Annotated in this window: 26 protein-coding genes; 15 read left to right on the forward strand and 11 right to left on the reverse strand. The window is 39.4% G+C overall.

Annotation, left to right across the window (positions count from 1 at the left end):
- The first annotated feature begins 2 nt into the window (after positions 1-2).
- The gene (locus EHQ58_RS09455; protein WP_135623654.1) at positions 3-1604 is read left to right on the forward strand and encodes a carboxyl transferase domain-containing protein; all 1602 of its coding nucleotides are present in this window, start codon (positions 3-5) and stop codon (positions 1602-1604) included.
- Positions 1605-1649: 45 nt separating this feature from the next.
- Positions 1650-2018, forward strand: a complete 369-nt coding sequence (locus EHQ58_RS09460; RefSeq protein WP_135623655.1) for an STAS domain-containing protein — start codon at positions 1650-1652, stop codon at positions 2016-2018.
- Between the two features lie 33 nt (positions 2019-2051).
- Here EHQ58_RS09460 and EHQ58_RS09465 read toward each other — a convergent pair whose 3' ends face one another.
- A complete protein-coding gene (locus EHQ58_RS09465; protein ID WP_135623656.1) occupies positions 2052-2606 on the reverse strand; it encodes a DJ-1 family glyoxalase III in 555 nt (184 codons plus the stop codon).
- Positions 2607-2716: 110 nt separating this feature from the next.
- Here EHQ58_RS09465 and EHQ58_RS09470 point away from each other — a divergent pair, with 110 nt between their 5' ends.
- From EHQ58_RS09470 to EHQ58_RS09480, 3 genes are read left to right on the forward strand one after another with little or no spacing between them, the layout of a single operon-like run.
- A complete protein-coding gene (locus EHQ58_RS09470; RefSeq protein ID WP_135623657.1) occupies positions 2717-3892 on the forward strand; it encodes a trypsin-like peptidase domain-containing protein in 1176 nt (391 codons plus the stop codon).
- Positions 3893-4918 (forward strand): Holliday junction branch migration DNA helicase RuvB, encoded by a 1026-nt coding sequence (gene ruvB, locus EHQ58_RS09475; RefSeq protein ID WP_135623658.1) that lies wholly within the window; start codon positions 3893-3895, stop codon positions 4916-4918.
- Complete coding sequence (locus tag EHQ58_RS09480; protein ID WP_135623659.1) at positions 4899-5810, forward strand: energy transducer TonB; 912 nt, start codon at positions 4899-4901, stop codon at positions 5808-5810. Before ruvB ends, EHQ58_RS09480 begins: the two co-directional genes overlap by 20 nt.
- Before the next feature lie 9 nt (positions 5811-5819).
- Here EHQ58_RS09480 and EHQ58_RS09485 read toward each other — a convergent pair whose 3' ends face one another.
- From EHQ58_RS09485 to EHQ58_RS09505, 5 genes are all read right to left on the reverse strand, one after another.
- Positions 5820-6131, reverse strand: coding sequence for a hypothetical protein (locus EHQ58_RS09485; RefSeq protein WP_135623660.1), 312 nt, complete (start codon positions 6129-6131; stop codon positions 5820-5822).
- A gap of 5 nt (positions 6132-6136) precedes the next feature.
- Positions 6137-7318, reverse strand: a complete 1182-nt coding sequence (locus EHQ58_RS09490) for a serine hydrolase domain-containing protein (RefSeq protein WP_135623661.1) — start codon at positions 7316-7318, stop codon at positions 6137-6139.
- A gap of 70 nt (positions 7319-7388) precedes the next feature.
- Positions 7389-7805, reverse strand: a complete 417-nt coding sequence (locus EHQ58_RS09495; RefSeq protein WP_135623662.1) for a SufE family protein — start codon at positions 7803-7805, stop codon at positions 7389-7391.
- Between the two features lie 12 nt (positions 7806-7817).
- Positions 7818-8168, reverse strand: a complete 351-nt coding sequence (locus EHQ58_RS09500; protein ID WP_135623663.1) for an LIC12806 family lipoprotein — start codon at positions 8166-8168, stop codon at positions 7818-7820.
- Positions 8165-9172 carry a hypothetical protein gene (locus EHQ58_RS09505; protein WP_246047282.1) on the reverse strand — a complete coding sequence of 336 codons (1008 nt, stop codon included), beginning with the start codon at positions 9170-9172 and terminating at the stop codon, positions 8165-8167. Before EHQ58_RS09505 ends, EHQ58_RS09500 begins: the two co-directional genes overlap by 4 nt.
- A gap of 73 nt (positions 9173-9245) precedes the next feature.
- Between EHQ58_RS09505 and EHQ58_RS09510 the strand changes: the two genes are divergently transcribed.
- From EHQ58_RS09510 to EHQ58_RS09540, 7 genes are read left to right on the forward strand one after another with little or no spacing between them, the layout of a single operon-like run.
- Positions 9246-9425 (forward strand): hypothetical protein, encoded by a 180-nt coding sequence (locus EHQ58_RS09510; protein ID WP_135623664.1) that lies wholly within the window; start codon positions 9246-9248, stop codon positions 9423-9425.
- A 13-nt stretch (positions 9426-9438) separates the two neighbouring features.
- Entirely contained in the window at positions 9439-9972 is a 534-nt protein-coding gene (locus tag EHQ58_RS09515) for a tetratricopeptide repeat protein (RefSeq protein WP_246047285.1), read from the forward strand.
- Positions 9969-10562, forward strand: a complete 594-nt coding sequence (locus EHQ58_RS09520; protein WP_135623665.1) for an RsmD family RNA methyltransferase — start codon at positions 9969-9971, stop codon at positions 10560-10562. The genes EHQ58_RS09515 and EHQ58_RS09520 overlap by 4 nt, the downstream gene beginning before the upstream one ends.
- A 14-nt stretch (positions 10563-10576) precedes the next feature.
- Positions 10577-12682, forward strand: a complete 2106-nt coding sequence (gene pbpC, locus EHQ58_RS09525; protein ID WP_167883582.1) for a penicillin-binding protein 1C — start codon at positions 10577-10579, stop codon at positions 12680-12682.
- Positions 12683-12687: 5 nt separating this feature from the next.
- Complete coding sequence (locus EHQ58_RS09530; RefSeq protein ID WP_135623667.1) at positions 12688-13113, forward strand: acyl-CoA thioesterase; 426 nt, start codon at positions 12688-12690, stop codon at positions 13111-13113.
- Positions 13114-13130: 17 nt separating this feature from the next.
- Entirely contained in the window at positions 13131-14420 is a 1290-nt protein-coding gene (locus tag EHQ58_RS09535) for a PP2C family protein-serine/threonine phosphatase (RefSeq protein WP_135623668.1), read from the forward strand.
- Entirely contained in the window at positions 14417-15559 is a 1143-nt protein-coding gene (locus tag EHQ58_RS09540) for an LptF/LptG family permease (RefSeq protein ID WP_135623669.1), read from the forward strand. The genes EHQ58_RS09535 and EHQ58_RS09540 overlap by 4 nt, the downstream gene beginning before the upstream one ends.
- An 11-nt stretch (positions 15560-15570) precedes the next feature.
- On the opposite strand, the gene EHQ58_RS09545 is transcribed toward EHQ58_RS09540, so the two are convergent.
- A complete protein-coding gene (locus EHQ58_RS09545) occupies positions 15571-17013 on the reverse strand; it encodes an FAD-binding oxidoreductase (RefSeq protein WP_135623670.1) in 1443 nt (480 codons plus the stop codon).
- Positions 17014-17015: 2 nt separating this feature from the next.
- Positions 17016-17765, reverse strand: coding sequence for an SDR family NAD(P)-dependent oxidoreductase (locus EHQ58_RS09550; RefSeq protein ID WP_135623671.1), 750 nt, complete (start codon positions 17763-17765; stop codon positions 17016-17018).
- A 55-nt stretch (positions 17766-17820) separates the two neighbouring features.
- Here EHQ58_RS09550 and EHQ58_RS09555 point away from each other — a divergent pair, with 55 nt between their 5' ends.
- From EHQ58_RS09555 to EHQ58_RS09565, 3 genes are read left to right on the forward strand one after another with little or no spacing between them, the layout of a single operon-like run.
- Positions 17821-18321 (forward strand): NYN domain-containing protein, encoded by a 501-nt coding sequence (locus EHQ58_RS09555; protein ID WP_246047287.1) that lies wholly within the window; start codon positions 17821-17823, stop codon positions 18319-18321.
- A 6-nt stretch (positions 18322-18327) separates the two neighbouring features.
- A complete protein-coding gene (locus EHQ58_RS09560; protein ID WP_135623672.1) occupies positions 18328-19806 on the forward strand; it encodes an MBOAT family O-acyltransferase in 1479 nt (492 codons plus the stop codon).
- 14 nt (positions 19807-19820) lie between these two features.
- The gene (locus EHQ58_RS09565; RefSeq protein ID WP_135623673.1) at positions 19821-20906 is read left to right on the forward strand and encodes a DUF1574 domain-containing protein; all 1086 of its coding nucleotides are present in this window, start codon (positions 19821-19823) and stop codon (positions 20904-20906) included.
- Here EHQ58_RS09565 and EHQ58_RS09570 read toward each other — a convergent pair.
- From EHQ58_RS09570 to EHQ58_RS09580, 3 genes are read right to left on the reverse strand one after another with little or no spacing between them, the layout of a single operon-like run.
- Positions 20896-21504: a hypothetical protein gene (locus tag EHQ58_RS09570; protein WP_246047289.1), complete on the reverse strand. Its 609-nt coding sequence runs from the start codon at positions 21502-21504 to the stop codon at positions 20896-20898. The genes EHQ58_RS09565 and EHQ58_RS09570 overlap by 11 nt on opposite strands.
- A gap of 50 nt (positions 21505-21554) precedes the next feature.
- Complete coding sequence (locus tag EHQ58_RS09575; RefSeq protein WP_135623674.1) at positions 21555-22673, reverse strand: hypothetical protein; 1119 nt, start codon at positions 22671-22673, stop codon at positions 21555-21557.
- Between the two features lie 2 nt (positions 22674-22675).
- The gene (locus EHQ58_RS09580; protein WP_135623675.1) at positions 22676-24580 is read right to left on the reverse strand and encodes a FecR domain-containing protein; all 1905 of its coding nucleotides are present in this window, start codon (positions 24578-24580) and stop codon (positions 22676-22678) included.
- Between the last annotated feature and the right edge of the window lie 7 nt (positions 24581-24587).

The following is a 24587-nucleotide window of genomic DNA, read 5'->3' on the forward strand; positions in this document are numbered from 1 at the left end:
CTATGGAAACGATTATTTCGAATATCAAATCCAATTCAAAAGATTTCCTTGAGAATCGGTCCGCTTTTCTAGAGATTTGTGTCCCCCTTCGCAATCTCTTAAAGAAGATAAAGTTAGGTGGTGGCGAAAAAGCTACAGAGCGTCATAAAGCAAGAGGAAAGCTTACTGCAAGAGAACGAATCTCCCATTTGATCGATGATGGTACCCATTTTCTAGAGGTAGCACCCTATGCTGCAGAAGGAGTTTACCCTGACAATGTTCCTTCTGCCGGGATAGTAACTGGCATTGGGCGCGTTGAAGGCATTGAATGTATGATCGTTGCTAATGATGCGACAGTGAAAGGTGGGACCTACTACCCACTCACGGTGAAAAAGCACATTCGTGCCCAAGAGATAGCTGAAAGAAATTATCTGCCCTGTATCTATTTAGTGGATTCGGGTGGAGCGTTTCTTCCGATGCAGGATGAAGTTTTTCCCGATAAAGATCATTTTGGCAAAATATTTTTTAATCAAGCGAATATGAGTGCGAAAGGGATATCGCAAATAGCGGTTGTTATGGGTTCTTGTACTGCGGGTGGAGCTTATATCCCTGCCATGAGCGATGAGTCTGTGATAGTAAAAGGGAATGGTACCATTTTTCTCGGAGGTCCCCCTCTTGTAAAAGCGGCGACGGGCGAAGTTGTGACTCCAGAGGAGCTAGGAGGAGCAGACGTACATTGCCGTATATCGGGCGTTACTGATCATTTCGCAGAAGATGATTTTCATGCTTTGGAAATCACTCGTTCAATTGTTCGAAATTTAAATTATAAAAAGAAAGTTTTCCCAAAATCCATTTTGGACCCACTCTATCCAACAGAAGAAATCTATGGCATCATACAAAAAGATTCACGGAAGGCGTATGACGTAAGAGAAATCATTGCCCGTCTTGCAGACGGATCATTTTTTCATGAGTTCAAGAAACTATATGGGAATACTCTCATTTGTGGCTTTGCAGAAATTCACGGCTATCCGGTCGGCATCATTGCTAATAATGGAGTTTTGTTTTCAGAGAGCGCTCTAAAAGCATCTCACTTCATTGAACTGTGTGACCAAAGAAGAACTCCTTTATTATTCTTGCAGAACATCACTGGATTCATGGTCGGCAAAAAATTTGAAAATTCTGGGATTGCCCGCGATGGAGCAAAGATGGTAAATGCTGTGTCTACGACAACGGTTCCCAAATTAACAGTCGTAACTGGTGGCTCTTATGGAGCAGGCAATTACGGAATGTGTGGTCGAGCTTTTTCTCCCGACTTTTTATGGATGTGGCCAAATGCTCGCATTTCTGTTATGGGCGGGGAACAGGCTGCCAATGTGCTCTGGACCGTAAAATTGGAACAGGCAGAAAAAGAAGGGAAAAGTCTTACAACGGAAGAAGAAGTGGCATTTAAGCGTCCGATTTTAGAAGATTATGAAAAAAAGTCTTCCTCCCTTTTTAGTTCCGCGCGTCTATGGGATGACGGCATTATTGATCCAAGCGAAACAAGAGATATCCTGGGAAGAGCATTGTCCATCGTGTCATCTCGGATAGAAGAAAGAAAACCTTTTGGGGTTTTCCGAATGTGATATTTTTTTCTTTTCTATTTCACTTTAGAGAGAATCATCAGACAAATGTTGATACACGAGAAAATTGTTGATACGATCCCAGTCGTTTCCATTGAAGGAGAGGTAGATCTCTACAATGCGAAAGAGTTGAAGGATATTTTAGATCAGAAAATCAAAAACCAACAGTATGAAATCGTAATCAATTTGGAAAAGGTCCCCTTTATGGACTCCTCTGGGATCGGAACTCTCGTGACGGCTATGTACAAACTGAAAAAATATCATGGAAATCTGAAAGTCTGCAATGTACATGGTTCGGTGGCAAAAGTTTTCAAACTCACGGGAATGGAGAGCCACTTACAAGTCTTGGAAGACGAAAAGGCGGCGATTGCCAGTTTGATATCAGAAAGAGATTCTAGCCCACCCCCACCACAGTAGAGTGGTATGAATTGGCCGAGAGGCTTGCCCCTGTTAGCTTGGTAAATAAAGACCTTCCTCTACTTTCTTTCGTATCTCTCCTCCCTCTAGTATCTCCAAAAGAAATAAAGCAAATTCAAATGCAGATCCCGGACCAATGCTTGTGATAATATTCTTATTTTGAACGATGCGTTCTAAAGTATACTTACCACCGTTTGCAAGAGAGATACTTGTTGGAAAGGCTGTAAATGGATCGTCGTTTGCTATGATGCCCCAATTTCTAAGTGCATTGGGAGCAGCGCAAATGGCTCCTATCAGACCCCCTCTCTCGTTCTGAGCTTGCACCATATCTCGGAGTAATTTCGAATTTTGTAAATTCAAGGTTCCTTCGAGTCCTCCGGGCAAAACGATCAAATCAAATGTGAGGGAAAAAATTTGTTCGAGGATGGTGTCTGCTAGGTGAGAAGTTTTTCGTGAGGCAAGAACCACTCCTTCTGATAACGACGCTATGGTTACATTCACTCCCCCACGACGGAGTACGTCTGCTAAAATGATTCCTTCCATCTCCTCAAATCCTGGTGCAAATGGAATCAGTGTGTTTGTTTTCATGAGGGAAAGTCTTTTTCTTCGAACAAGTTGTTCAAGTCGAAATTATTTCTTAGATTTTTTACCCGGAAACGAAGTCTAAGATATAAGAGGAGAGTATTGTTTCGCGATCTATGAACCAAACAAAATCAAATCAAATTAAGTTTATTGCCGTTGCTTCCACATTTTTACTGTTGGGCACATTTTTATCCCCCATTTTAACCTGCGGTGATTCTCGTTCAGACAATCCCTTGCAATTAAAAGCAGACGGCTCCGATAAGTTATCACCTGCGCAGACACAAGCTGTCGCATTGGAAGACGCCTTCCAAGAGGTATTTGAAAAAGCATCTCCCAGTGTTGTTTCGATTGCAACAGAGAGACGAGTGAACCGAAGGCAAGGTGGTCCCTTAACGGGAGATCCATTCTTTGACCATTTGTTCGGTAGGCAAGGAATGAATGGAGGTAAGGTCATACAAGAAATTCAAAATGGTCTTGGCTCGGGAATCATTTTGAATGAGGAAGGATACATCCTTACCAACCATCACGTGATTGATGGAATGGATAAGTTGACAGTCAAATTGAAAAACAAAAACAAATTTGATGCCAAGTTGATCGGCTCCGATGCGACTATGGATGTCGCCTTACTCAAGATAGATGCTCCGAAGTCTGAATTGCAACCAGTAAGGATTGGAAATTCCGATAAAGTAAGAGTCGGAAACTGGGCGATGGCCATCGGTGCGCCGCTTGGACTTGAATACTCCTTCACTGTCGGTGTTGTCTCCGCCGTGCAAAGAGGTGGCATTGATGAATCTGGCCTTTCCTACATCCAAACAGATACTGCTATCAACCAAGGAAACAGTGGTGGGCCGCTTCTCAACATTCGAGGAGAAGTCATAGGAATCAACCGCATGATCTTATCTCAGTCAGGCGGCTCGGAAGGGATTGGACTGACGATCCCGATCAATGAAGCCAAGCGCGTGGCAGAGCAGATCAAAGTGGATGGAAGAGTCACAAGGCCTTGGATTGGTGTGAGTCTATCACCTATCAATAAAGAAGCTGCCGACCAATTGGGACTCAAATCGACGGAAGGGGCACTCATTATGGAGCGTGCTGGCAATTCGCCTGCCCAGAAGTCTGGCCTACGTCCGTATGACGTGATCATCGAAATTGATGGCAAACCGGTAAAATCTCCTTCGGATGTCCAAGCTGCCATTGCCAGTTCTAAAATTGGCAAGAAAATAGAGCTAAAAATCATTCGAAATAAAAATGAAATCTTGACTGCGATCGTTCCGGAGCAGAAACCAAATTGAGTGAGTCTTCGAGAAGAAATTGAATCTATTGGTGAGGACGAACCGACACTTCGTCCCACCAAGTTATCAGAATTTATAGGTCAAAAAGAAGTTTTGGCCAATCTTTCCGTCTATATTGAAGCCGCCAAAAAAAGAAAAAATCCTTTAGACCATGTATTGATTTCGGGTCCGCCAGGGCTCGGAAAGACGACACTTGCGAACATCATTGCCAATGAGTTACATGCCCCCTTTACGCCTACCTCGGCCCCTGCAATTTCGAAGGGAGCAGACCTGGTGCGTTTTTTAACTCTTTTAAAGACCAATGAAGTGCTCTTTGTTGATGAAATCCATGGTTTTGTAAAAAAACAGGAAGAGCTACTTTATCCTGCCATGGAAAACTATTTTGTAGACCTCGTGGTGGGAGAAGGGGTTACTGCTAGTGCTCTCCAAATCCAACTTCAGCCATTTACGTTAGTCGGAGCTACGACTAGGTCCGGTCTAGTGAGTGATCCGTTAAAATCGAGATTTGGAATCCATTTGAAATTGGATTTTTATTCTGATGAGGAGATGGCCATCATCGTCGACAGATCCGCTGCTCTTTTGTCCGTGAAGTTAGAAAAAAATGTCGCTTTTGAAATTGGAAAGCGAAGCCGCAAAACACCTAGAATTGCCAACCACCTTTTGAAGCGTGTCCGTGATTTTGGGGAAGTAAAGAATGAAAAGAGTATCAGTAAAGAAACCTGTTTGTATGCTTTCGAAAGGATGGGGATCGACTACTTGGGTTTAGATCCAGTTGATCGCCAAATATTGAATATACTAATCAATCGGTATAACGGGGGGCCTGTCGGCATCAAACCCATCGCCGTCGTTGTCGGCGAAGAGGAAAGGACGATCGAAGATACGTATGAACCATTTTTGGTTCGTGCAGGACTCATTGACCGAACCCCTTCGGGAAGAGTAGCGACAAGGTTTGCCTATGAGCATTTGAATCTAACTTATTCTAACAGTTTAAAAGGGGGAGATACAAATGCGCCCACCTTATTTTGAATTTGATCTTCCTGAAAACGAGGAAGGAGAAAGACGGTTATTTTATTCAGCTTCGTTTGTAGTTTTAATTTGCTCTTTATTCCTCGGTCATTTTGTCACGCGTAACATGTTATGGAAAATGTTAGGTGAAGAGAATTCGACGATGATGCTGCCCGCGGAGGAAAAAGAAAAAATTTATGATGTTCTCGTGGAACAACAGTTTATCAATCCAGAAAAAAAAGACGAATATAAGGCACTCTCAAACCAAGATTCCGCTGGAGGAGGGGGGATCACAGAAAACCAAGGATTTCATACCTTATCACCTTTTCGAGAATTTATCTTTGGGAGCGCCGCTTCGAATCCCTCCAAAGCTCAGCCAAAGGCAGAACAAAGCAAAGAAGAAGATATCTTTGAAGTAGGAATCTTTAAAGCAGATCCTATTTCCAAACAGAACCAAGAAGAATCACCAAACCAAAGTCAATCTTCTGGAAAAATGATGAAGATACCTTTCAATTATCGTTTCCAACAAGATTTTTTGTTTCGATGGGATGGAGCGAAAGCATTGACCGTCCCCACCAAACAGTTTGCAGGTTTTTATTATTTTAAGAATATGCTCAGGCGCATTGAAGAATCCTTTGCTCCGCCTGGGGGTGGGAATTTTGCCTACCGAGATATGGCAGGTACTGTAGTAAGAGAGGGGATCAAACCTGGAGAAACCAGAGTACAATTTTTACTCAGCGAAGGTGGACAAGTCTTGGATGTGAAGCTCATCTCCTCACAAGGTCAGGTCGTTGTGGATCAGTCCTGTATGGATTCGATCCGAGGACAGAATTTTGGTCCTGTCCCCGAAGAAATCAAAGCAAAAGGCTTAATTTTTGGTATTAATTTTATATTTCCGGGAGCCTACCGCTAAAGCAAAGAATCATTCGCTAACAAGAACACAGCCCTGTTTTTCGTTTAGGAAAATAGCTTTGTTGGTCCTTCCAAGTCCCGTCACACTTACTTCTTTTTTTTCTATATCATTTGTAAATTGACTGATAGGAACCCACTGCCTAGCAAAATCGTGGCACTGCTCTTCCGATTGTTTCATAACATAATAACAGGAACAAAATTCTTTTGAATAAAAGCTGGAGATGATGGAAGGAAATGCCTCTACGTGTTTCCAATTCCATTGGATCCAGAAACCAAGAAGGAAGGTAAAAACTAAAAGTGCGGTGAATATATTCTTTTTCATCTGATTTACCTGATGACCGATTCTTTAACTAATTTTAAAAATTCATTTTTGTTGAATGCTTTTTCTCTATCATCACCATATCTAACGATGATTATATCAAGACTTGGTATAACGAATAACATCTGTCCCCAATGTCCAGAGGCAGCAAATGTATCTTTGGGAGCATCGGGCCATGGCTCTGGAACTCCCCTTTCTGGAATACCTGTATTGGCATACCAATGAGAAGTATAATTATCTTCAGGCAATTCAATGGAATACGGAGTGGTTTTGTAACCTGGTGCGGGGGTCATCGTAAATGTCACCCATCCTTCAGGCAAAAGACGTTTATTTTCCCAAACTCCATCATTTAGGTAAAGGTAACCAATTTTGGCTAAATCACGTGCCGACAAATAGAGATAAGACGATCCGACATAAGTTCCTGAGGCATCTTGTTCAAAGGTAGCATTTTTTATCCCTAATGGTTCAAACAAATGTTTAAAAGGGAGATCGTTATATGCGTCCTTCCCATAAATATTTTTTAGAATCGCAGATAGAATATTTGTATCACAGCTAGAATAGTAGACCTGAGTACCTGGTTCAGAACGGATTGGAAGAGAACTACAAAAGGTAGCCATGTCTTTTCTACCTCGGGTATATAACATGGCAATGACCGAAGATTTTAAAGGACCACTTTCATAGCCTTCTTCTGCTTCTAAGCCAGATGACATATTTAACAAATGTCTGATCGTGATTTTTTTATGTGCCTCATCTTTTCCTAATGCTTCAAAATGATAATAGCCTGGATCATCCAATTTTAATAGTTCGTTTTTGATGCTTATTCCATAAAGTGTTTGAATGATACTCTTTGATACAGACCATGTTAGGTGAAGTGATTCCTTTTTGAAATTACGAGCATACCTTTCTAAAATTATTTTGCCATTGCGTATGATGACAAGGGAATCCGTGCGTCTGCCCTTTCTATCTTTTTCATCACCTGTTCGTTCAAATGCATAATCTTCTACTAATTTCAGTTTATCTCCAGAAATTCCAACAAACTCTGGTTTGGTTTCCTTCCAATCAACTGTCGGCCAATCTGGTTTGACCCTTATCGGTAAATTAGAGACTTCGGGAGCCCCGCCGTAAGGAGATAAATCCTTTCCGCAATTTAGGAGAACAAACATGAATAAGAGGAAAAATATTTTCTTCATTTAGAAACCCAAAGGAACAAGATTGATCGTTAGAGTTTTCGCGATTTGACCAAATTGGACAAATCAAAAATTAAGTTTTGGAATTTTTTGCGTAACCTTGTAGTTGATTTACCATGGAAGAAAGACCGTTGCGTCTTGAGATGGAAAGGAATTTGGAAAGTCCAATTTCATCTATAAAACCTAAAGAAGCATTCGCAATTTCACTAGCCGAATGGCCGGAAAACACACGGATCAAAATTGCTATGAGTCCTTTGGTTAAAGCCGTATCACTGTCCGCATAAAACGTCAGTGTCTCTCCTTTAAGTATAGGACAAACCCAAACTCGAGACTGGCAACCCGGAACAATGTAGGCGTCTGATCTTTTATCTTCTGGATACTCAGGAAGCTCCTCTCCTAACTCAATGAGATACTGAAACTTTTCTTCCCAATCAGTGAGTTCAGAAAATTCTGAGATGATTTGATTTTGGATTTCTTGAATGGATTTCATCGACATTGGATACTATTTAGACTCAGGAAACTGGGAAAATTTTTCTTTCTTACGCATATAGAACTTATTCAATGCTTCCCCAGGAAATTTTAGATCGATTCTATTTTCTGTCGAAACTAAAAGTTCTGCGATTTGATCCTTAAACTGGAATGTATATTCCGTACGTGTTCTCAGTGTTAGATCATACACGCCTTCGTTATAAAAAAGTTTACGTTTTTCAAAGTCGGCAAAGAGACAAGTCGGAGGTTTTGCGAGGACATAGCAGAATTCGCCTTTTTTTGGCAGACCTCTATGAAAGAGTCCACAATTAAAAATACCGACCTCAGTAAGTAAGAAGAGAAATGAAAAAATGTAGGATTTCATTTCAACGGACCAATATCAAGCTTCGTTTTCGTACCGGGACGATCCTTGATCATTTGTCTTACAATATTTAATATTTCTGGATTTCTTTTTCCTGATTTTTCATAATAAACCTCTAGTAGATCTATTCCTTTTTGCGTCAGGTTTTGCATATGGAATATCGTGGCTTCTGTTAAAATAGATGTTTCTGTGATTCGATCAGGGTTCTCCGTTTTGGTGCTGCGTAAGAGGGAAAGAGAGCCAACATAATCCTTTTTATAATATTTGCCCATTCCTTTTAAAAAGTTTTCTTCTCTTGGTGAAAACTTGATTTCACCTTTGTAGGTGCCTTGTTTGGTGGTTTCGATTATTTTTTCAAGCCCATTCGCATCTCCAGCCTGCATCATATTAAATGTTAGTAACCAAATAAACATAGATTGAAATTCAGGAGACATTTTCTCTGTATCCAGGCTTCCGTATTCTTTGGTTAGAACAAGAGGTAGTTTAACCTGTCTATGAGTTTCCACGAGAAAAAGTAAAACTCTGTTGTTCTCCCAATCAGAAAAGGGACTACTCGCAAGTGCTTCGGCCTGCCTTGCATTCCAAAAAATCCGATCGAGCGTCTCCTCGGCAAGCTGGGTACGGCCGATAAAATCTGAGAAATTTGAACCTAAATTTAAAATCAAACTAGAAGAGTCGAAGCTGATTCCTAATCGAATTAGATTCCAGTATAGACTACGTGAAATTAGGTGGAAAGCAACGGGATCAAGCGGATCCTTTTCTGAAAAAGTTTGAGCAATATTTTGAAAATCAATGATGTCCTGTTCTTTCAGATTGCCTGCTTTCCAAAGCTCAATCGCTTTTTCCTTTGCTTTTTCTGCCCGAACGCTTTGGTCCCTGGCAAAAAGGAAATAAATATCGCGACGATAAATATAGCCGAGGGAAACGATTCCAAGTAAAAAAAGCAAAAGAAACCAATTTGATTTAGATTTCTTTTTGCGGTGCGGTTCGTATCTGGTATGGTTCATCATTTGTAGTCTCCATTTTTTTTTTACCTCCGCACTTGACACGGCTTTTTCTTTGTGATTTAGTAAGAAGGGTATGGAAGAAGATATATTAGACGACGATGAATTTGATGTGGATAGCCTCAATGAGGATGGCGTTACCTATGCCTGTGAAGATTGTGATCATAGATGGGAGGCAGATACCGAAGACGAATTTCTCGAGTCCTGGGAATTGATCTGCCCGATGTGCGGCTCTGCCAATATTACAGAACTTTAGTTTGTATTGGGTTTTGCTCAAATTCCTATTCTTTTTACTTTTCACGAATGCATTGGTGGCTGAGGATTTATCCTTTAAATACATTCATGAAGAATACAAAAAAGGAAATTATGAGACGGTTGCAAGGCTCGCCGTTAAATCCCTAAAGTCCCAAGATCCTTCCAAAGATCCTAGAATTTTCTTTTTATACATTTCAACCGAGAAAGATTGGAACCTGCTAAAAGCTACAGTTCAAAGCTATACCAACCCAACAGGAAAAGATAGTTCGTTTTATTGGAATGCCATTTATTTATTCATGGAAAGAGCGCTTGTATTTGGTGAAAGCGATTTGGTCATAAGATACGGAAGGCAATTCCAAAAAGATGGCAAATCGAATGCTCGTTATCCTGACGCTTTATTTATGTTATCGTATTCTCTTTCGGATTTGAAAAATGATTCTGAAGCCAGTAAAATTCTGGAAGAGCTTGAAAAGCAAAACTTGACGGTGAAATTACAAAGCCAAATTGCTGAATTTAAATCTGAGCTCAAACAGAGTGGAGCGCAATGAAAAGCCTTCGAGTAGCGGCAGGCAAATGGAAAGGAAAAGAAATTCCAGCTCCCGAAGAGATATCAGGTCACTTAAACTTTACCAATAGCCTAATTAAAAAATCCATTTTTGATTTAATAGATTCAAAATTAGAAGGATGGGGGTTTAGTCCTGAAGAATCTTTGTTTTGTGATTTTTTTGCAGGAAGTGGGCAAATATCAGCGGAGGCTTATAGTCGAGATTATTTTCGAATTCTTGTTTACGAACTGGATCAAAAACGATTCTCAAGCCTACTTAGTTTATTTAAAGGTTTAAAAAACATAACACTTTTCCGAAAAGACGCCACCAAACATTCGCTCAAGTGGGAGGTGGGAGAAGAAAAAGTCTGCATTTTTTATTTAGATCCTCCGTATACTTATTGGTCTGTGACACCCGATCGGATGAGACAGATGATAGACTCTCTTTTCAATCATTGCAAAAGTCTAGGCAAGCCTTGTATCATTCTCTCCCAAATCCCAGAACAGCAAAAGACAGGTAAAATATGGGAAGGACTTCCTTTTCGAGAAAGACAATATGGAAGTCACATCATAGTCGAACTAACCATCGAGTAAAACGGGTATCGTTGATGAGATGCTCTCTGGTTTTTCTCTTATTGGTGTTTACACTTGGACTACCTTGCCAATCTGCACTTCCGACATTTGCCTTTGTAAAAGATAATTTTGCGCCCTCGGATTTAAAGTATTACGATAGAGAAGGAAAAGTCCTACAAGCGAAACGTGTTCGTTACGATTACCGATCTCTTTCTTGGGTTTCCCTACAAGAGATATCTAGCGATTTTGTAAAAACGATTCTATTTTCTGAGGATAAAAAATTCTTTCAACATTCAGGCGTTGATAGCTTGGCATTTGTCGGCTCCTTGTTCTCCAGCTTACGCGGTGAGCCACTTCGAGGAGGCTCCACAATTACTATGCAGTTAGTCGGCCTATTAGACCCTGAGCTACATATTAAAAATAATCGAAGGACTCTGACTCAGAAAATCAAACAAATACAGAGAGCGATCGAGCTCGAGGAGACTTGGACTAAGGAGGAAATCTTAACAGCGTATTTGAATCTTGTTTATTTTCGGAGCGAACTAAGGGGAATCGGAGCAGCTTCCATGGGACTCTTCAATAAAGAGCCTTTTCTTCTTACGCCAAACGAATCTTATTTGCTCACCGTCTTGATACGATCGCCTCAGGCACCTATGAATCGTATTGTTCAAAGGGGATGTAGTCTGAAAAAACAGTTTGAAGAAGATCGTTTTCAATCCTGTCAAGAATTTGATCTCTTCGTTAAACAAACTTTATTTAGAACTCCAATTTTTATTTCCAAACCAAGTTTTGCGCCACACTTGATCGACCTTCTGAGTAAAGACCAACCATATGAAACTCAGACAACCATATCTTTATCTTTACAAACAAAAATTCTCTCCTTAATGCAAGAAAATCTTAAACCATTAGAAAGTCAGAATGTAGATGATGGTGCAGTTTTGGTAATTCACAATCGAACAGGCTATGTGCTCGCTTATGTGGCCAATCAGGGAAAAAAAAGTAAGGTTCAATCAATGGATTTGATTCAGGCGAGAAGGCAGGCAGGGTCTACACTCAAACCATTTGTTTACGCGCAAGGATTTGAGGAGAAAAAACTTAATCCTTTATCCATGTTAAACGATGCACCGATAGATCTACCGGTATTTCGCGGAATTTACCGTCCACTCAACTACAGTAAAGGTTACCAAGGGAAAGTGACGGTGACACAAAGTTTAGGATCTTCTTTGAATATACCAGCTGTTAGAGCACTCTCCTATTTGGATATGGGAAAGTTTTTAAACACACTTTCCAAATTGGGATTTAAGGAACTTGCATATCCAGAATTTTATGGCCCTTCTCTTGCGCTTGGGTCTGCTGATATTACTTTATGGGAGTTAACAAATGCTTATAGAACTCTTGCGAATGGCGGTAAGTTTACGAAAGTAAATCTCCTCCCTTCCAACTCTTTGAATACCGAAATTGAGAGGCCAGAAGGTGAAATCCAAGTTTATCGAGAATCGGTAACATTCTTAATCCAAAAAATTCTTTCCGATAGGGAGGCACGAGCCTTAAGCTTTGGATGGGAAAGCAATCTATCCACTCCATTTTATACTGCAGTCAAAACAGGAACAAGCCAAGACATGCGCGATAACTGGTGCGTGGGTTTCTCTAGTGAATTTACTGTCGGAGTTTGGATTGGAAACACAAAGGGAGAACCCATGCGAGATGTTACTGGCGTTTCAGGAGCAGGCCCTATTTGGCGAGAGGTGATGGAAGTTCTCCATCAAGATATTCCTTCGAATCCTCCAACTATGCCCAGCGGTGTTATCTATGATTCCAACAAACAAGCATATTTTGAAATTGGAATGGAGGAGCTGGCAGATGAGAGAGGATCAAAACATAGGGAAAAAGTCCCTCCTAAAATTTTGGTTCCTGCGGATGAAACTATTTATGCGTTTGATCCCGACATACCTGTAAATCACCAGAAAATATATTTTAAGGCAAATGTGTATCATGCCAATTGGAATTGGGTTTTGAATCAAAAAGTCATTGGAGATGCATCAATCCCTTTTTTTTGGACAGTTGAGAAAGGTATTTTTATATTAGAATTGCAAGATCAGACAGGAAAAGTTTTAGATAAAACTAATTTTGAAGTGAGATAAATCGGATGCCTAAACCAAATAAATACAAACATCGTTACAAACAACAAGTGGCTTGGGGAGAAATGGATGCCTTCGGTCATGTTAATAATGTAACATACGTGAGGTATTTTGAATCAGCGAGGGCAGATTATTTTTCTGCAGAGACATTATGGGACTCTCCTCTAAAGCCTGTTAGATTTGGTCCTGTTCTTGTTCACCTTGATATGGATTATAGAAAACAAGTTGTGTTTCCTGCAACTTTGGAGATTACACTTGAGGTAGACTCGATTTCCTCACGAGGGTTTAGTGTGATCTGCTCTATGTGGAATGAGAAGGATGATTGTGTGGCTACGGCCACCGCTGGTCTCGTTTGGTTTGACTTTGAAATGGGCAAGCCAGCTCAAATTCCAGAAATATTCAAAACAAAATTTGGTAGCCAATATAATAAATAAGTAATTTATTATCATCAATGGAGAACAAGCGAAGAAGGGTAGATGCGTTTGAATTGGATGAAGAAGTCCTTAAGATATCTAGAATTTGCCTCGCTGTATTTTTTACATTTATCTCTTTCGGGATTTTTGCACCAACAGAGGAACTCGGATTACATGATCCTAAGTGGATGCGGATCCTACACAGTTCTGTAACATTAATCATTTTCGCTTTGACATTCTTTTCATCGAAACTCAGAGAAAATATCCAATCAGTGATGCTCGTTTTGTTTTATTCAATGAGCGCGCATTCTCTTATACTCTTATATTGGAATGATCTGTATATTGGATACCTGGTAGGTATGATTTTAGTCATCACCTGTATTGGTGTCAGTTTTGTGGACCGAAGATGGCTTGTTCACTATTTAGGCTTTGTTGTCACCGCGGGAATTCTCGTAGGTATATATACTGAAAAACCAGACGTAGACCTTTCACTATACTTATCAGCCATTCTGACACCGGCAATAGTCTCATATCTAACCCTGAATATACGATTGAGTTCGGTCGAAAAACTGAGAGAGTCTCAACTTCAATTAAAATTGTTTCATGAGCGTATGAGCTATGATTTAGAGTTGGCTTCGGATACCCAAAACAATCTTGTAACAAGGGTTTGGCCAAAAACTAAGGGATACAAATGCAGTAGTTTTTTTAAAGCATTCGATGGCGTCGGAGGAGATGCCATCAGTTATGTCATAAGACCGGATGGAAGGATCGTATTTTTTTTTGCAGATGTTTCTGGACATGGAATTGCATCTGCCATGGTTTCAGCGATGGCAGTTTTATCTTTTAAGAATAACGCGTTAGATTACGAGGATCCTGCATCTTGCTTAAAAGCTATGCATAACGGTCTTAAAAATTTGGTTAGCACAAATCATATCAGTGCATGCATCCTTTATTTTTCTCCAGAAGAGAAAAAAATAGATTATTCTTATGCGGGACATCCCCCCATGTTATTAATTAATTCTTCGGGTAAACTAGAAGTACTTGAAGGCAAGGGTACATTGATTGTAACCGCTTTGGAGCCTAGGTTAAAGAATTTTAATCGAATTTTAGATTCTGGAGATAAGATACTTCTTTATTCGGATGGTGTAATCGAAATTTTTAGTGAAGAAGATCATATGTACGGAGAAGATTCGTTGATATCACTGCTGAAAAAAAATGCAGAGCTAGATGGTGAAAATTTGCTAGAATCAATTTATCAAAATATTTCGGATTTTTCTAATGGCGTTTCTACAGATGATATTAGTATGTTGCTATTGGAAATGGAATGAACATACAAAGATTACTTTATCCAATTCATTGGTTTAGAAGAGAATTTATTCCGTTTCGAATTTTAGACCGTTATCTCTTCTTCGATTTTTTGAAGAATTTTCTTGGAACCCTAATCCTTCTGACATCGATGATCGTCATTTATGAGTTCACAAATAATATGAAGTATCTTGTGTCTTCGAAGGTAGACCAGCTGCATGTTTATTTATATATACTTTACTCAGTTCCTGGAATGATCGTGCAGGTAGTCTCGCCTGCATTGATGTTTTCTGTATGTTTCGTTGTGGGTCAGTATAGCGTTAACAAAGAACTTGTGGCAATTATGGTTGCTGGAGTTTCTTTTTTGAGAATCATCACACCCATTCTGTTTTTTGGTTTTTGCATATGGATTTTTATGTCTATTTTCTCACAATTTGTCGTAATCCCAGCAAATAAAAAAGCCCAAATTGAATACAGTTACATGATCAAGGGAGCGAATAAACTCGTAGATTTTGTCTATCAATTGCACATCAAGGGAAAGAATGGTTTCTATTACATTTACTGGATCGATGAGAAAGAAAACACAGTAAAAGGTGGATTTAACTATATCGATATCAGTTCTGAAGGTCTTCCAAATTTTGTAGTCGCTTCACAGAAAGCAAAGTTTACTCCTGAACCTCATCACTGGACTTTATATGATGCAGAAGAAATTAGATTTAACAAAGATTTGGAAATTACGTCACGGGAAAAGTTTGTCGAGAGGGATTATCCTTTTCCTGAAGATATTAGTTATTTTTCAAAACCAACGAGAAACCCAGAACAAATGAACTTTTTCGAATTGGCTGACGAAATTGAATCTCGCATCATCAAAGGTATCCCTTATAGAGATGTCATTGTACAAAGGCATGTAACGTTCGCTATGCCTTTAATGTCCTTTGTCGTCGTCGCACTGGGTGCGCTTGCAGGTGCCATCACCAAAAGATCTGCTGGTGTGGCTTCTTTAGGCTTGACCATCGCAGTTGTTTTGTTATATTATATTCTATACTCTACGATGAAAACACTTGCAGAAAACGGAGGTCTGCCAATTTGGTTTGGAATTTGGTTTACCCCCGTTTTATTTATTTCGGCAGCTTATATTTTGTATAAGCGGATGAATATTTAATTTAGTTTTTGCTACTTTGTTAAAAAAATCCGTTTATATAAATCTGTTTGTAAAATCTGATTCGGATCGTATTTTTTTTTGTAAGCATAGAACTTTTTGAGATTCTCTTTTGGAAAGTAAGATTCCATGATTCGATTTCGGAGAGTTGAGTCTTTCGCAAAGTAAAATTTACCCTTATTGCGGAGGACCACTTCATCCATCGCATAACACAGTTCCCATAACTTCTGCTTGTTAGCTTTTGTAACCGGAAAGTCCATGGCCATAGAAAATCCATCTAGAGAGTGGGTTAATAAAAAGGGATCAGGTTTGTGTTTTTTAAAGACAGAAAGATAATTTACGATTCCTGCCTTTTGGCCAAGTGTAAAGATTTCTTTCATTGCTTCTTTTGCGGTATCTTTTGGAAGAAATACTTGGTATTGGATCATCGAACCCGGTTTATAGATAAATTTCCAATTCGGTACATAATCCAAAAGGAAGGCGTATTCGGCATGTCCCTGATAATAGTCCTTATGGTTCACCAAAATGCTGGCAACATATTTAGCGAAATTGATGAGCCTCATTCCTAGATTGAAACTAAATGGTTTCATCAAGATCCACATCCACTTCTTAGGTATGATGTAAAAAAGCATCGAGGGAAGGTGTTGCCTTTCCAATTTGCAATTTTGAGGATAATCTGGATCTTCACCTTCTTTCAGGTTCACTGCCTTATGAATCTGACCTCTTCCCATTGACTTACCCGATGCGAAGGCATCGATCCAGCCAACAAGATAGTCCGAAGTTTTATAGTTTTCTTCAAAGTAAGTAAAAAGCTCGTCAAAATTTTTGACGACAACGGGAGAGATTCGCATTTTGCCAGCATAAATCTTTTTCATTTTGATTTGAACAGTTAAAAAGCAGCCTAACATCCCGAATCCGGAGATTGCAGAGTAAAATAACTCCGAATTTATTTTTGGTGAACATTTTAGAATATCGCCTTTCGCAGTAAGAAAGGTAAATTCTTTGATGTGTTCCCCTATGGTACCCACTTGGAAATTATTTTTTCCATGGATGTTCATAGAGAGTGCCCCACCTAATGTCGGTAGCATGGTGCCGGAAACTACAGGTGGCCAGTATCCTTTTTCGATACCTGTTTGCCAAAGGTCTCTAATTCGTGCACCTGATTGCACTGTCATGATACCAGTGGCTAAATCAAAATTTAAAACTTGATTAAAATCGGATAAATCTAATACAATTCCTTCGCTGTTAGTTGCAGCATCGCCGTAACTACACCCACCACCTCGGAGTGCGATTTTTGTTTTTGTAGTGTTTGCCCATAGAAAAATGTCCTGAATTTCTTTTTCGGTCTTCGGGCGAAGGACGGGACTATGAGAAAATGAATTCATCCCCCAAGCTTCGACTTTTTCTGGCTTTGGTAGAACTATATTTGGAGTTGTTATTTTTTTCTTTGCGACCATTGCTATATACTCATTTTCTTAAAGATAAAATTAGGAATATTCCGAATGATGAAACCTACGAGTGCCCAAATTCCTGGTACGAAAGCCTCATCTTTACCTGATTCTACGATTTTTATGATTCGATCGGCGGCATCTTCTGCTGAGATTACTTTCAGCAATCCTTTCTCAGGCAGGACCAGACCACTTACCATCTCTGTCCGAATGAATCCAGGTTTAATTGTTGTTACTTGGACACCAACTTCCGAGAGACGATTTCTGAGCGCTTCGAGGTAAGTATTTAAGGCAGCCTTGGAGGTGTTGTAGACAGGATTTCCTTTTCTACCTCGTTCGCCTGCGATCGAGGAGATTCCGATGATTTTTCCATGCTTTTGGTTGGTAAAATGTGAAGCTGCTAAATTCAAAATGGAAATAGCTCCTAAAACGTTTACATTCATCATCGCATGGTCTTTAGTTGTATTGTATTCTATTTTGCCAACTTCAGGCATTACACCCGAGGCATAGTAAATCTCATCGAGTCCTCCCAAGGTCTTCAAGGCTTTTGTGAACACCTTGTCTGCGGACTTGAAATCAGTCACATCATAGGCTAGAGCGAAAGCCCGCGGACTTTCTGCCTTGTTCCAGAGAGATATGATCTGATTCATTTCTCTCTCTCTTCTTGCCATAAGCAATACTTTTGAACCTTTCTTCCATTCAGCCTCTGCGATTGCTTTTCCGATCCCACTAGAGGCGCCAACGACGATTATTTTTTTCATCTTGTTTCCTATTTTTTGGTTTTATGGAATCTGGCAAGTTCATTCAATAGGGGAAGTGTCCAATTCCACACGAATCTTAGTCGATGGGATGAATTTAATCTATAAATTCCCAGATTTGACCTCTTTTCTTGTAGATTCTCAATTAGAAGAGGCACGCCAAGGTCTTTTATCCTATTTATGGCAGTATTACAAGGAAAAGAAAATGTCGGAAGTTTTGGTTTTCTTTGATGGGAAAAAATTATCGGATGCTGATTGTTATTCGGAAGTGTATGAAAGTATGTCCGTCCATTATAGCCATGCTAAAAAGGCCGATGATTTGATCATTGGATATTTGACTCAGACACCGATACCTTCTCAGTGTTTGGTGATTACTTCAGATAAGGAAATCGTAAATTTTGCTCGTAAGGTCAGAGCAAAACGAAAAACGTCGGAAGATTTTTATACGGAGTGGGTTTCCTACTTTCAAGCTAAAGAAGACGCAGAATTAAATCAAATAAAGGAGGGTTTAACTGAAATGCCAGAACAAGATTATTGGGCAAAACAGTTTTTAACCTAAATCAATATGCTTTTCAATTCCATTCCATTTCTTGTTTTTTTTTCCATTGTATACCTCTTTTATTGGGGGATACCAAAAGGTTATAGAAAAAACTTTTTACTATTAGCTGGCATTTCTTTTTATGCTTACTTTTCGATTTCACTTACTTTTCATTTTTTATCTGTCATTGCGATAAATTATTTCCTGTATCGAAAAATTAAAGATAACCCGACGAAGTTTATGATCAGCGTTACGGTGACGTTGAATCTTTTAAACCTAGGTGTGTTTAAATATTTTTATTTTTTTAACCGAGTTCTAGCTGACATCACCGGCTATCCTTTCTTTCAAAATATTCCAAATTTTGTACACATTGTACTTCCTTTGGCAGTCAGTTTTTATTCTTTTCAGGTCATCGCGGCAGCCATTGATACTTATAGAGACGCTTCCAAACCAATTGTAACCATTCGGGATTATTTTCTTTTCGTAGCATTTTTTCCGGTGCTGATCGCAGGGCCCATCATGCGGTTCGAAAACTTTCTTCCAAACTTAGAAAAACTAGATCCTGATAAAGATAAAATGTACAGGGCTTCCTACCTATTGATGCTTGGGCTCATTAAGAAGGTGTTAGTTGCTGATCCTATGTCGATTACCATCAGTCCTATTTTTTCAAACCCGTCAAATTATGATTCCTTCTCTTTAGTAATGGCAGGTATCTGTTATTCGATCCAAGTATACTGCGATTTTTCCGGGCTTACAGACATGGCTCGATCGATTGCTTTGTACCTTGGTTTTGAAATTCCTGAAAATTTTACGGGACCATTTTTTTCTACATCTGGCCGCGAACTATGGAGAAGGTGGCATATCACTTTGTCTTTTTGGTTGAGAGACTATATCTATTTTCCTCTCGGTGGCTCAAGGCTCGGAGAAGCTCGTACCTATTTTAATTTAATCGTGATCATGACATTGGGAGGATTCTGGCATGGTGCAGACTATACTTTTATCTGCTGGGGATTTTATTGGGGTGTGATCCTTGCTGGTGAAAGATTTTTAGAAGATGGATTAGGATGGAAGCTAACTCCTACAAAAAGTCTTCCTCTGATCGTCTTAAAAGCCTTTATAGTATTTTTCCTTTTTTCCATTAGCGGTTTGATGTTTAGGTCAAACAATGCAACTTCCATGGTTGATTTATTTATTGGAATCTTTACACATTTCCCGCACACATTGGAACATTTCCTGCAAAGTCAGAATAATGAGTGGTTAATCTCAGCTACCACTCTGATTTCGAAAGACTCTCTGTTTTCATTTTCTAACATTGAAAATTTAGAACGAGTCTCGTATATGTCTGTAGCTTTATTTTTATTTCATCACTTCCAATACTTTCCTGAATACTGGGCAAAGTTTAGGAAATATGATGCCTATATAGCACCAGTATGCGGCGTGATTACAATCTTTTTGCTCGCTACACTTTCACAAGATGGAGGAGATTTTATCTATTATAAATTTTAGATAAACCGATAAATATGGATTTAATCAAACATCGTTTTTTACTTTTACCTCTTCTTGTCATCTTGATCACCTTTGGTCTTGACAAGTTACTTTTAATAGAAAATGTACATACGTATTTTTCGAAATCATTATCGGATATAAATTATATTCAGAAAAATCAGCTTTTTCTAGATCTGAAATCCTATCTCTCCACCCCGAATCGGAAAAAGGTAATTGTTTACTTTGGGAACTCGAGAGCACTTCTCTTTGATACAGATTATATCGAAAAAAAATATCCTGGTTGGACGATGTTTAATTTTTCCGTTCCAGGAGGAAAATCCGATTATACTTTACAGTGGATGGAAAAATTTGAAACAGAACATGTTAAACCTGATGCATTTTTATTTGATCATTCCGTAGAATTGTACAATGAAACCGCAACTTTAAAAGTAGATGAGACACTGACCAATGGTCTGGATGTTAGTTTTGTACTCAGGCATTTTGATTTATTTACAATGGATGAGATATCTACCCTTATCGCCAAACGTATGTTTCGAAGTTATCAGTATCGCCCGAAGCTAGAAGTGATCCTTGGACGTGCAAAACAAAAAGAAAAATTTCTATATTCTTACAGAGAGCTTCGGAGTAGTCTACTTTCCAGACTCAATGCAAATAGAGGTTCTGCGATGACGCCAGGAACTCATCAGGCGGTTTTGCCCGAGGAGTTGTTAAAAAAATCTTCACGTGGGGATTTCCAATCGTATCTTGTGCCATTTAAATTTTCTGAAAACACGCTTACTTTTTTGGATAAATCCATTCAAATTGCAAAGATTTTAAATGTTCCATCCGCCACAATCTGGGTCAGATTGTCTCTTCCGTACATGGAGCATATCAGAGAAGATCTGGTAAAAATAAATGATTCGCGCAATGGGACAGTCTATGATGCTTGGATCCCGCGAATCTTAGAGTATCAAAAGAATACCGATGTGCCGTTTTGGAATATGAATGATGATCCCCATTATAGTTGTAATGAATTTAGTGATGCGGGGCATATGTCCCCATCATGTTACAAAGATTATACGGATTTTATTATGAAGAGAGTTCTTCTGCTCAATCCTTAGTGATCGGTGTTCTAAAAAATTCGACACGATTTTGAGTATCTATTGGCGATAGTTTTTCAGTGTCCGTGGGACTTACCTTTTGAGCAGGATTTTGCATCACTGGTTTTGTACTATTTTCTTTATCCACGGAATAACCATAGTAAAACCCGTGTACGACTTCCACGACCGCGATGGCTCCGGTAGAAGAGAGATTGCGGATTTCAACGACAACGTCTTCAGGCGGCGCTAGGATTTCGAATACCCATTGGTTTTCTCCGACAATCTTTTCGCGCCTTAAAATCTGGGCAGAATCATCCGGTCCCTCACCGTTATACACTGTTAGTTGCCATTCGCGCAAGGTTCCGTCGCCAGCAATGCCGATACCAATGGATTGAGGTTGGGATTCGGTAGCTCGTAGGTCAAATCGTATGGTTTCCCCTTTTGTAACGGCACCATACAATCGTTTCTTGGATAGATTCGGATAGAGAGCTAAATCTTGAATTCTAGCAGTTACTTCTTTGACATTGAAGTTGAGTAGAGAGCCAGTGCCACCCTGGCCAAACAATGTATAAGATGCGATCAATAGGAAAGGTAGCAAGGTTCTAGAAATTCGTTTCATCATAATATCGGACTCTCTGAATTCTCTCAGAACCTTCTGGTTATTTCAATTTATTCTACGCAAGAATTGATTTTTTTTACTGATTTTCCCAGAAAATCGATCTCTTCTGGGTCGAGGGAACCTCGTTGTTTCAAATAAAAATCGTTCATTCTCTCTTTTGCTGCTCGGAACACGGGCTTACATCGATTTTCAAAATAAACATAACCATTCATGCGGTCTTGCTGGTTTTCGCTGATGAGCTTGTAAAAAGCGAATATGTCTTTACTATCTTTTGATTTGGAATTTAGGGTTACGTAGGTTTGAAAGCATTCGGAGAGTGCAGGTTGTGGGACAGTGGAAGCCGGGCAGTTTTTGGCTTTGTTTTCTGCAAGATATGCCATAAGTTGCGCAAAGCTATACGTATGTAAGCCTATCCCGCGCGGAACTTCGATGGGCGTAGCCACTACTGTTTTTGGTTTTTCCGGTTCCCTCTCTATACTTAGGAACTTAGGGATCTTTTGAGGTTTTTGATATGGATTGATGATCGTTAAATCATACTCGCCTGGATGTGCACCAGTGGTATCGACCTTAACATCGATACGTTTCTCATTATAAAAATTTTTACTAAGAATCGGTAGTTGTTTTTTCTCTTGAGAGATTTCGACCTCAGTGACATCTAAAAAATGTTCTCCATCGATCTCAATGAGAGAGACCTTGGACTTCTTTTTCCCTTTGCTGACTGGCGGCCCATGGATCGGTTTTCCATCCTCACCAACCTCGACAGGACCTCCGGTTAGCGCATCCACCAATTCATCCACTTCTTCTTCTGAATCGACAGATTTGATTTTAATTGTAGGTTTGTCTTTGTAAAAATCTACTTTTGGAACCGCAGATAAAAGAACTTCCATCTCTTGCCAGGGTGACCATATAACTGGCTTCTTAAAAAGGTTGAGAGGTGCCGTACGAACCGTATAATCACCGATATTTAGTTCTTGGACAGAATAAAAGTTTTTTTCAATTTTTCTATCAATGATGATATTCCCTTTTTTATCTTTGATTTGGATTTGATAGCCAGATGCATCGACAATCGGTTTCCATGCGATAAATTTTAATGGATCCGACGCATGCATCGGGGAAAATAATGAGAATAAAAAGCTAATGAGTATTAAATATCTTTTTTGCTTTTTCATTTTTATTTCCCTTCCTTATAAAGTCTCTTAGGTGATATAAATTGTATGTCGGAAGACTTCAAAGTCTTTAATTGATCTAATGTGATGATGAAATTTCCTTTTCGAGACTGTGTTGCCTCACCATCACGATACTCAATCAGCTCCCATGAGAAAGGACCTTCATCTAACAATGATAAATCTTTAATTGTAACGGGAGAAGTTTTCGATTGTGATCTAAAAACCGCTGTCCGTTTTGCGCCTTCAACTTGGTAGAGAACAAATTCAAATTTGTCTGCGCCAGGGCCAGCTTTCCAAGTAAATACTATGCTTTGTTTTCCTTTCATCTCTACGACTGTATTGAAGGGCGAAATGAGTTCTAGTGGAGGTGGTTTAGGCTTATCATCTTTTTTAATTTCTTCAGGCTTAGGGATCTCGTCAGGAGTTTTCTTATCTACGATCGTGAAACGAGAAACAGGTGAGACCTCTCCCTCTTTTCCATTTTCAGCAATCCCTCTGATTCTGGCATAAAATACCCCTTGGCCGTATTCTTTCCAATTCGGTGTGAAAAAATTGGATACACTTTCTTTTGAAAGTAGAGTGGATGCAAATTTTGGATCTTTGGAAAGCTCGACTTTGTATTTTACGAGTTCTGGGTTCCCTTCCCAAATCATGATGGCTTGACCCTTTTGAATTTCTTCTAAAGTGATTTCAATTCCATTCGAAGGTCGTATCAGATGAGGGGCAGGATAGGATTCATTTTTTTTAATTTTGAAATGATTAGGTCCTACCTTCTTATCGGGCGAACCCGGAAAAGAGGAATGAGCTGTGATTCTCCAATGGTATTCTCCAGCGGCAAGGTCATCAAAAGATAAGGTGTTGGCCTCGGTTTCAAGACTTTTTACTAAATGAGTAAATTGAGCGGTGTCTGAAAGCTCAAATTTATAAGCACGGGCCGTGGTAATTTTCGACCAGCTAAAGTTTATGAGAGGAGGTTCCGTAACATAACTAAATTCAGTCTGATTACTTGGTGTATCGAGACGAAGTGGCTCGTCTTTTGCGACAAAAAATTTACCCACATCACTGGATTCCCATTTTTCAGTTTTTGGATCCTTTACTTTTACTCTCCAATAATAGGTTCCTTCTTTAAATCCAGTTTTATAATTATTCCCACTTACTTGCTGTTTAATGAGCTGCAGTTTAAACAAAGGGGACCTAGATACCTCTAATTGCGATTCCGTGTAACCAGCATCTGGCTGCCAGTTAAATGATACAGGGGCGTCGTGTCCTTCAACACTTAAGTATAACTGTTGCGAAGAAGGGAGCGCCAATTTAACCGGAATTTTTTTGACTGTGACTTCCGCGCCTTCGACCAAATCAGCTTTTTTTCCACTTTCAACTTCGATTTGTTTACCGTTATGCGTAATTTTTGAAGACCCATTTTCGACAAAAAGGCTGAGATCCTTCTTTGCTTCTTTCTCGATTTTGAGATTTCCGCTTCCAACATCAATCTCACTTCCTTGGGATTTGATTACAAGATTAGAATCTTTGGAGGTACCGTTCTTGACTTGCATGGAACCTTGTGAAAATTCTAAACTAGGCTTATCACCTGACAAATCCAAGTTGAACATAGAATTTTCATCAATGTTAATTTCCGTTCCGTCTTTAAGGCGAATGATGGCATCTGAGAAGGCTTCTGAGCGAATGGTATCTTTATTCGTTAGGGGACTATTGTTTTCTAAAGTTTCCCAAACGACCTGATCTTCCAACTTTCTCTGTACGATGTTATTTTTAAAATGAATGGTTCCTATAATTTCTCTATCACCAATATCGATTTTTTTATTTATATCGATATAAAAGAGTGAAGTGAACCCAACAGCTATTAGAAGCAATAAAATTAAAACACGGTAATCGGCTTTGTCTAGTTTCATATTCGAT

Source organism: Leptospira ognonensis (genome assembly GCF_004770745.1).
In the GTDB taxonomy this organism is placed as follows: domain Bacteria; phylum Spirochaetota; class Leptospiria; order Leptospirales; family Leptospiraceae; genus Leptospira_A; species Leptospira_A ognonensis.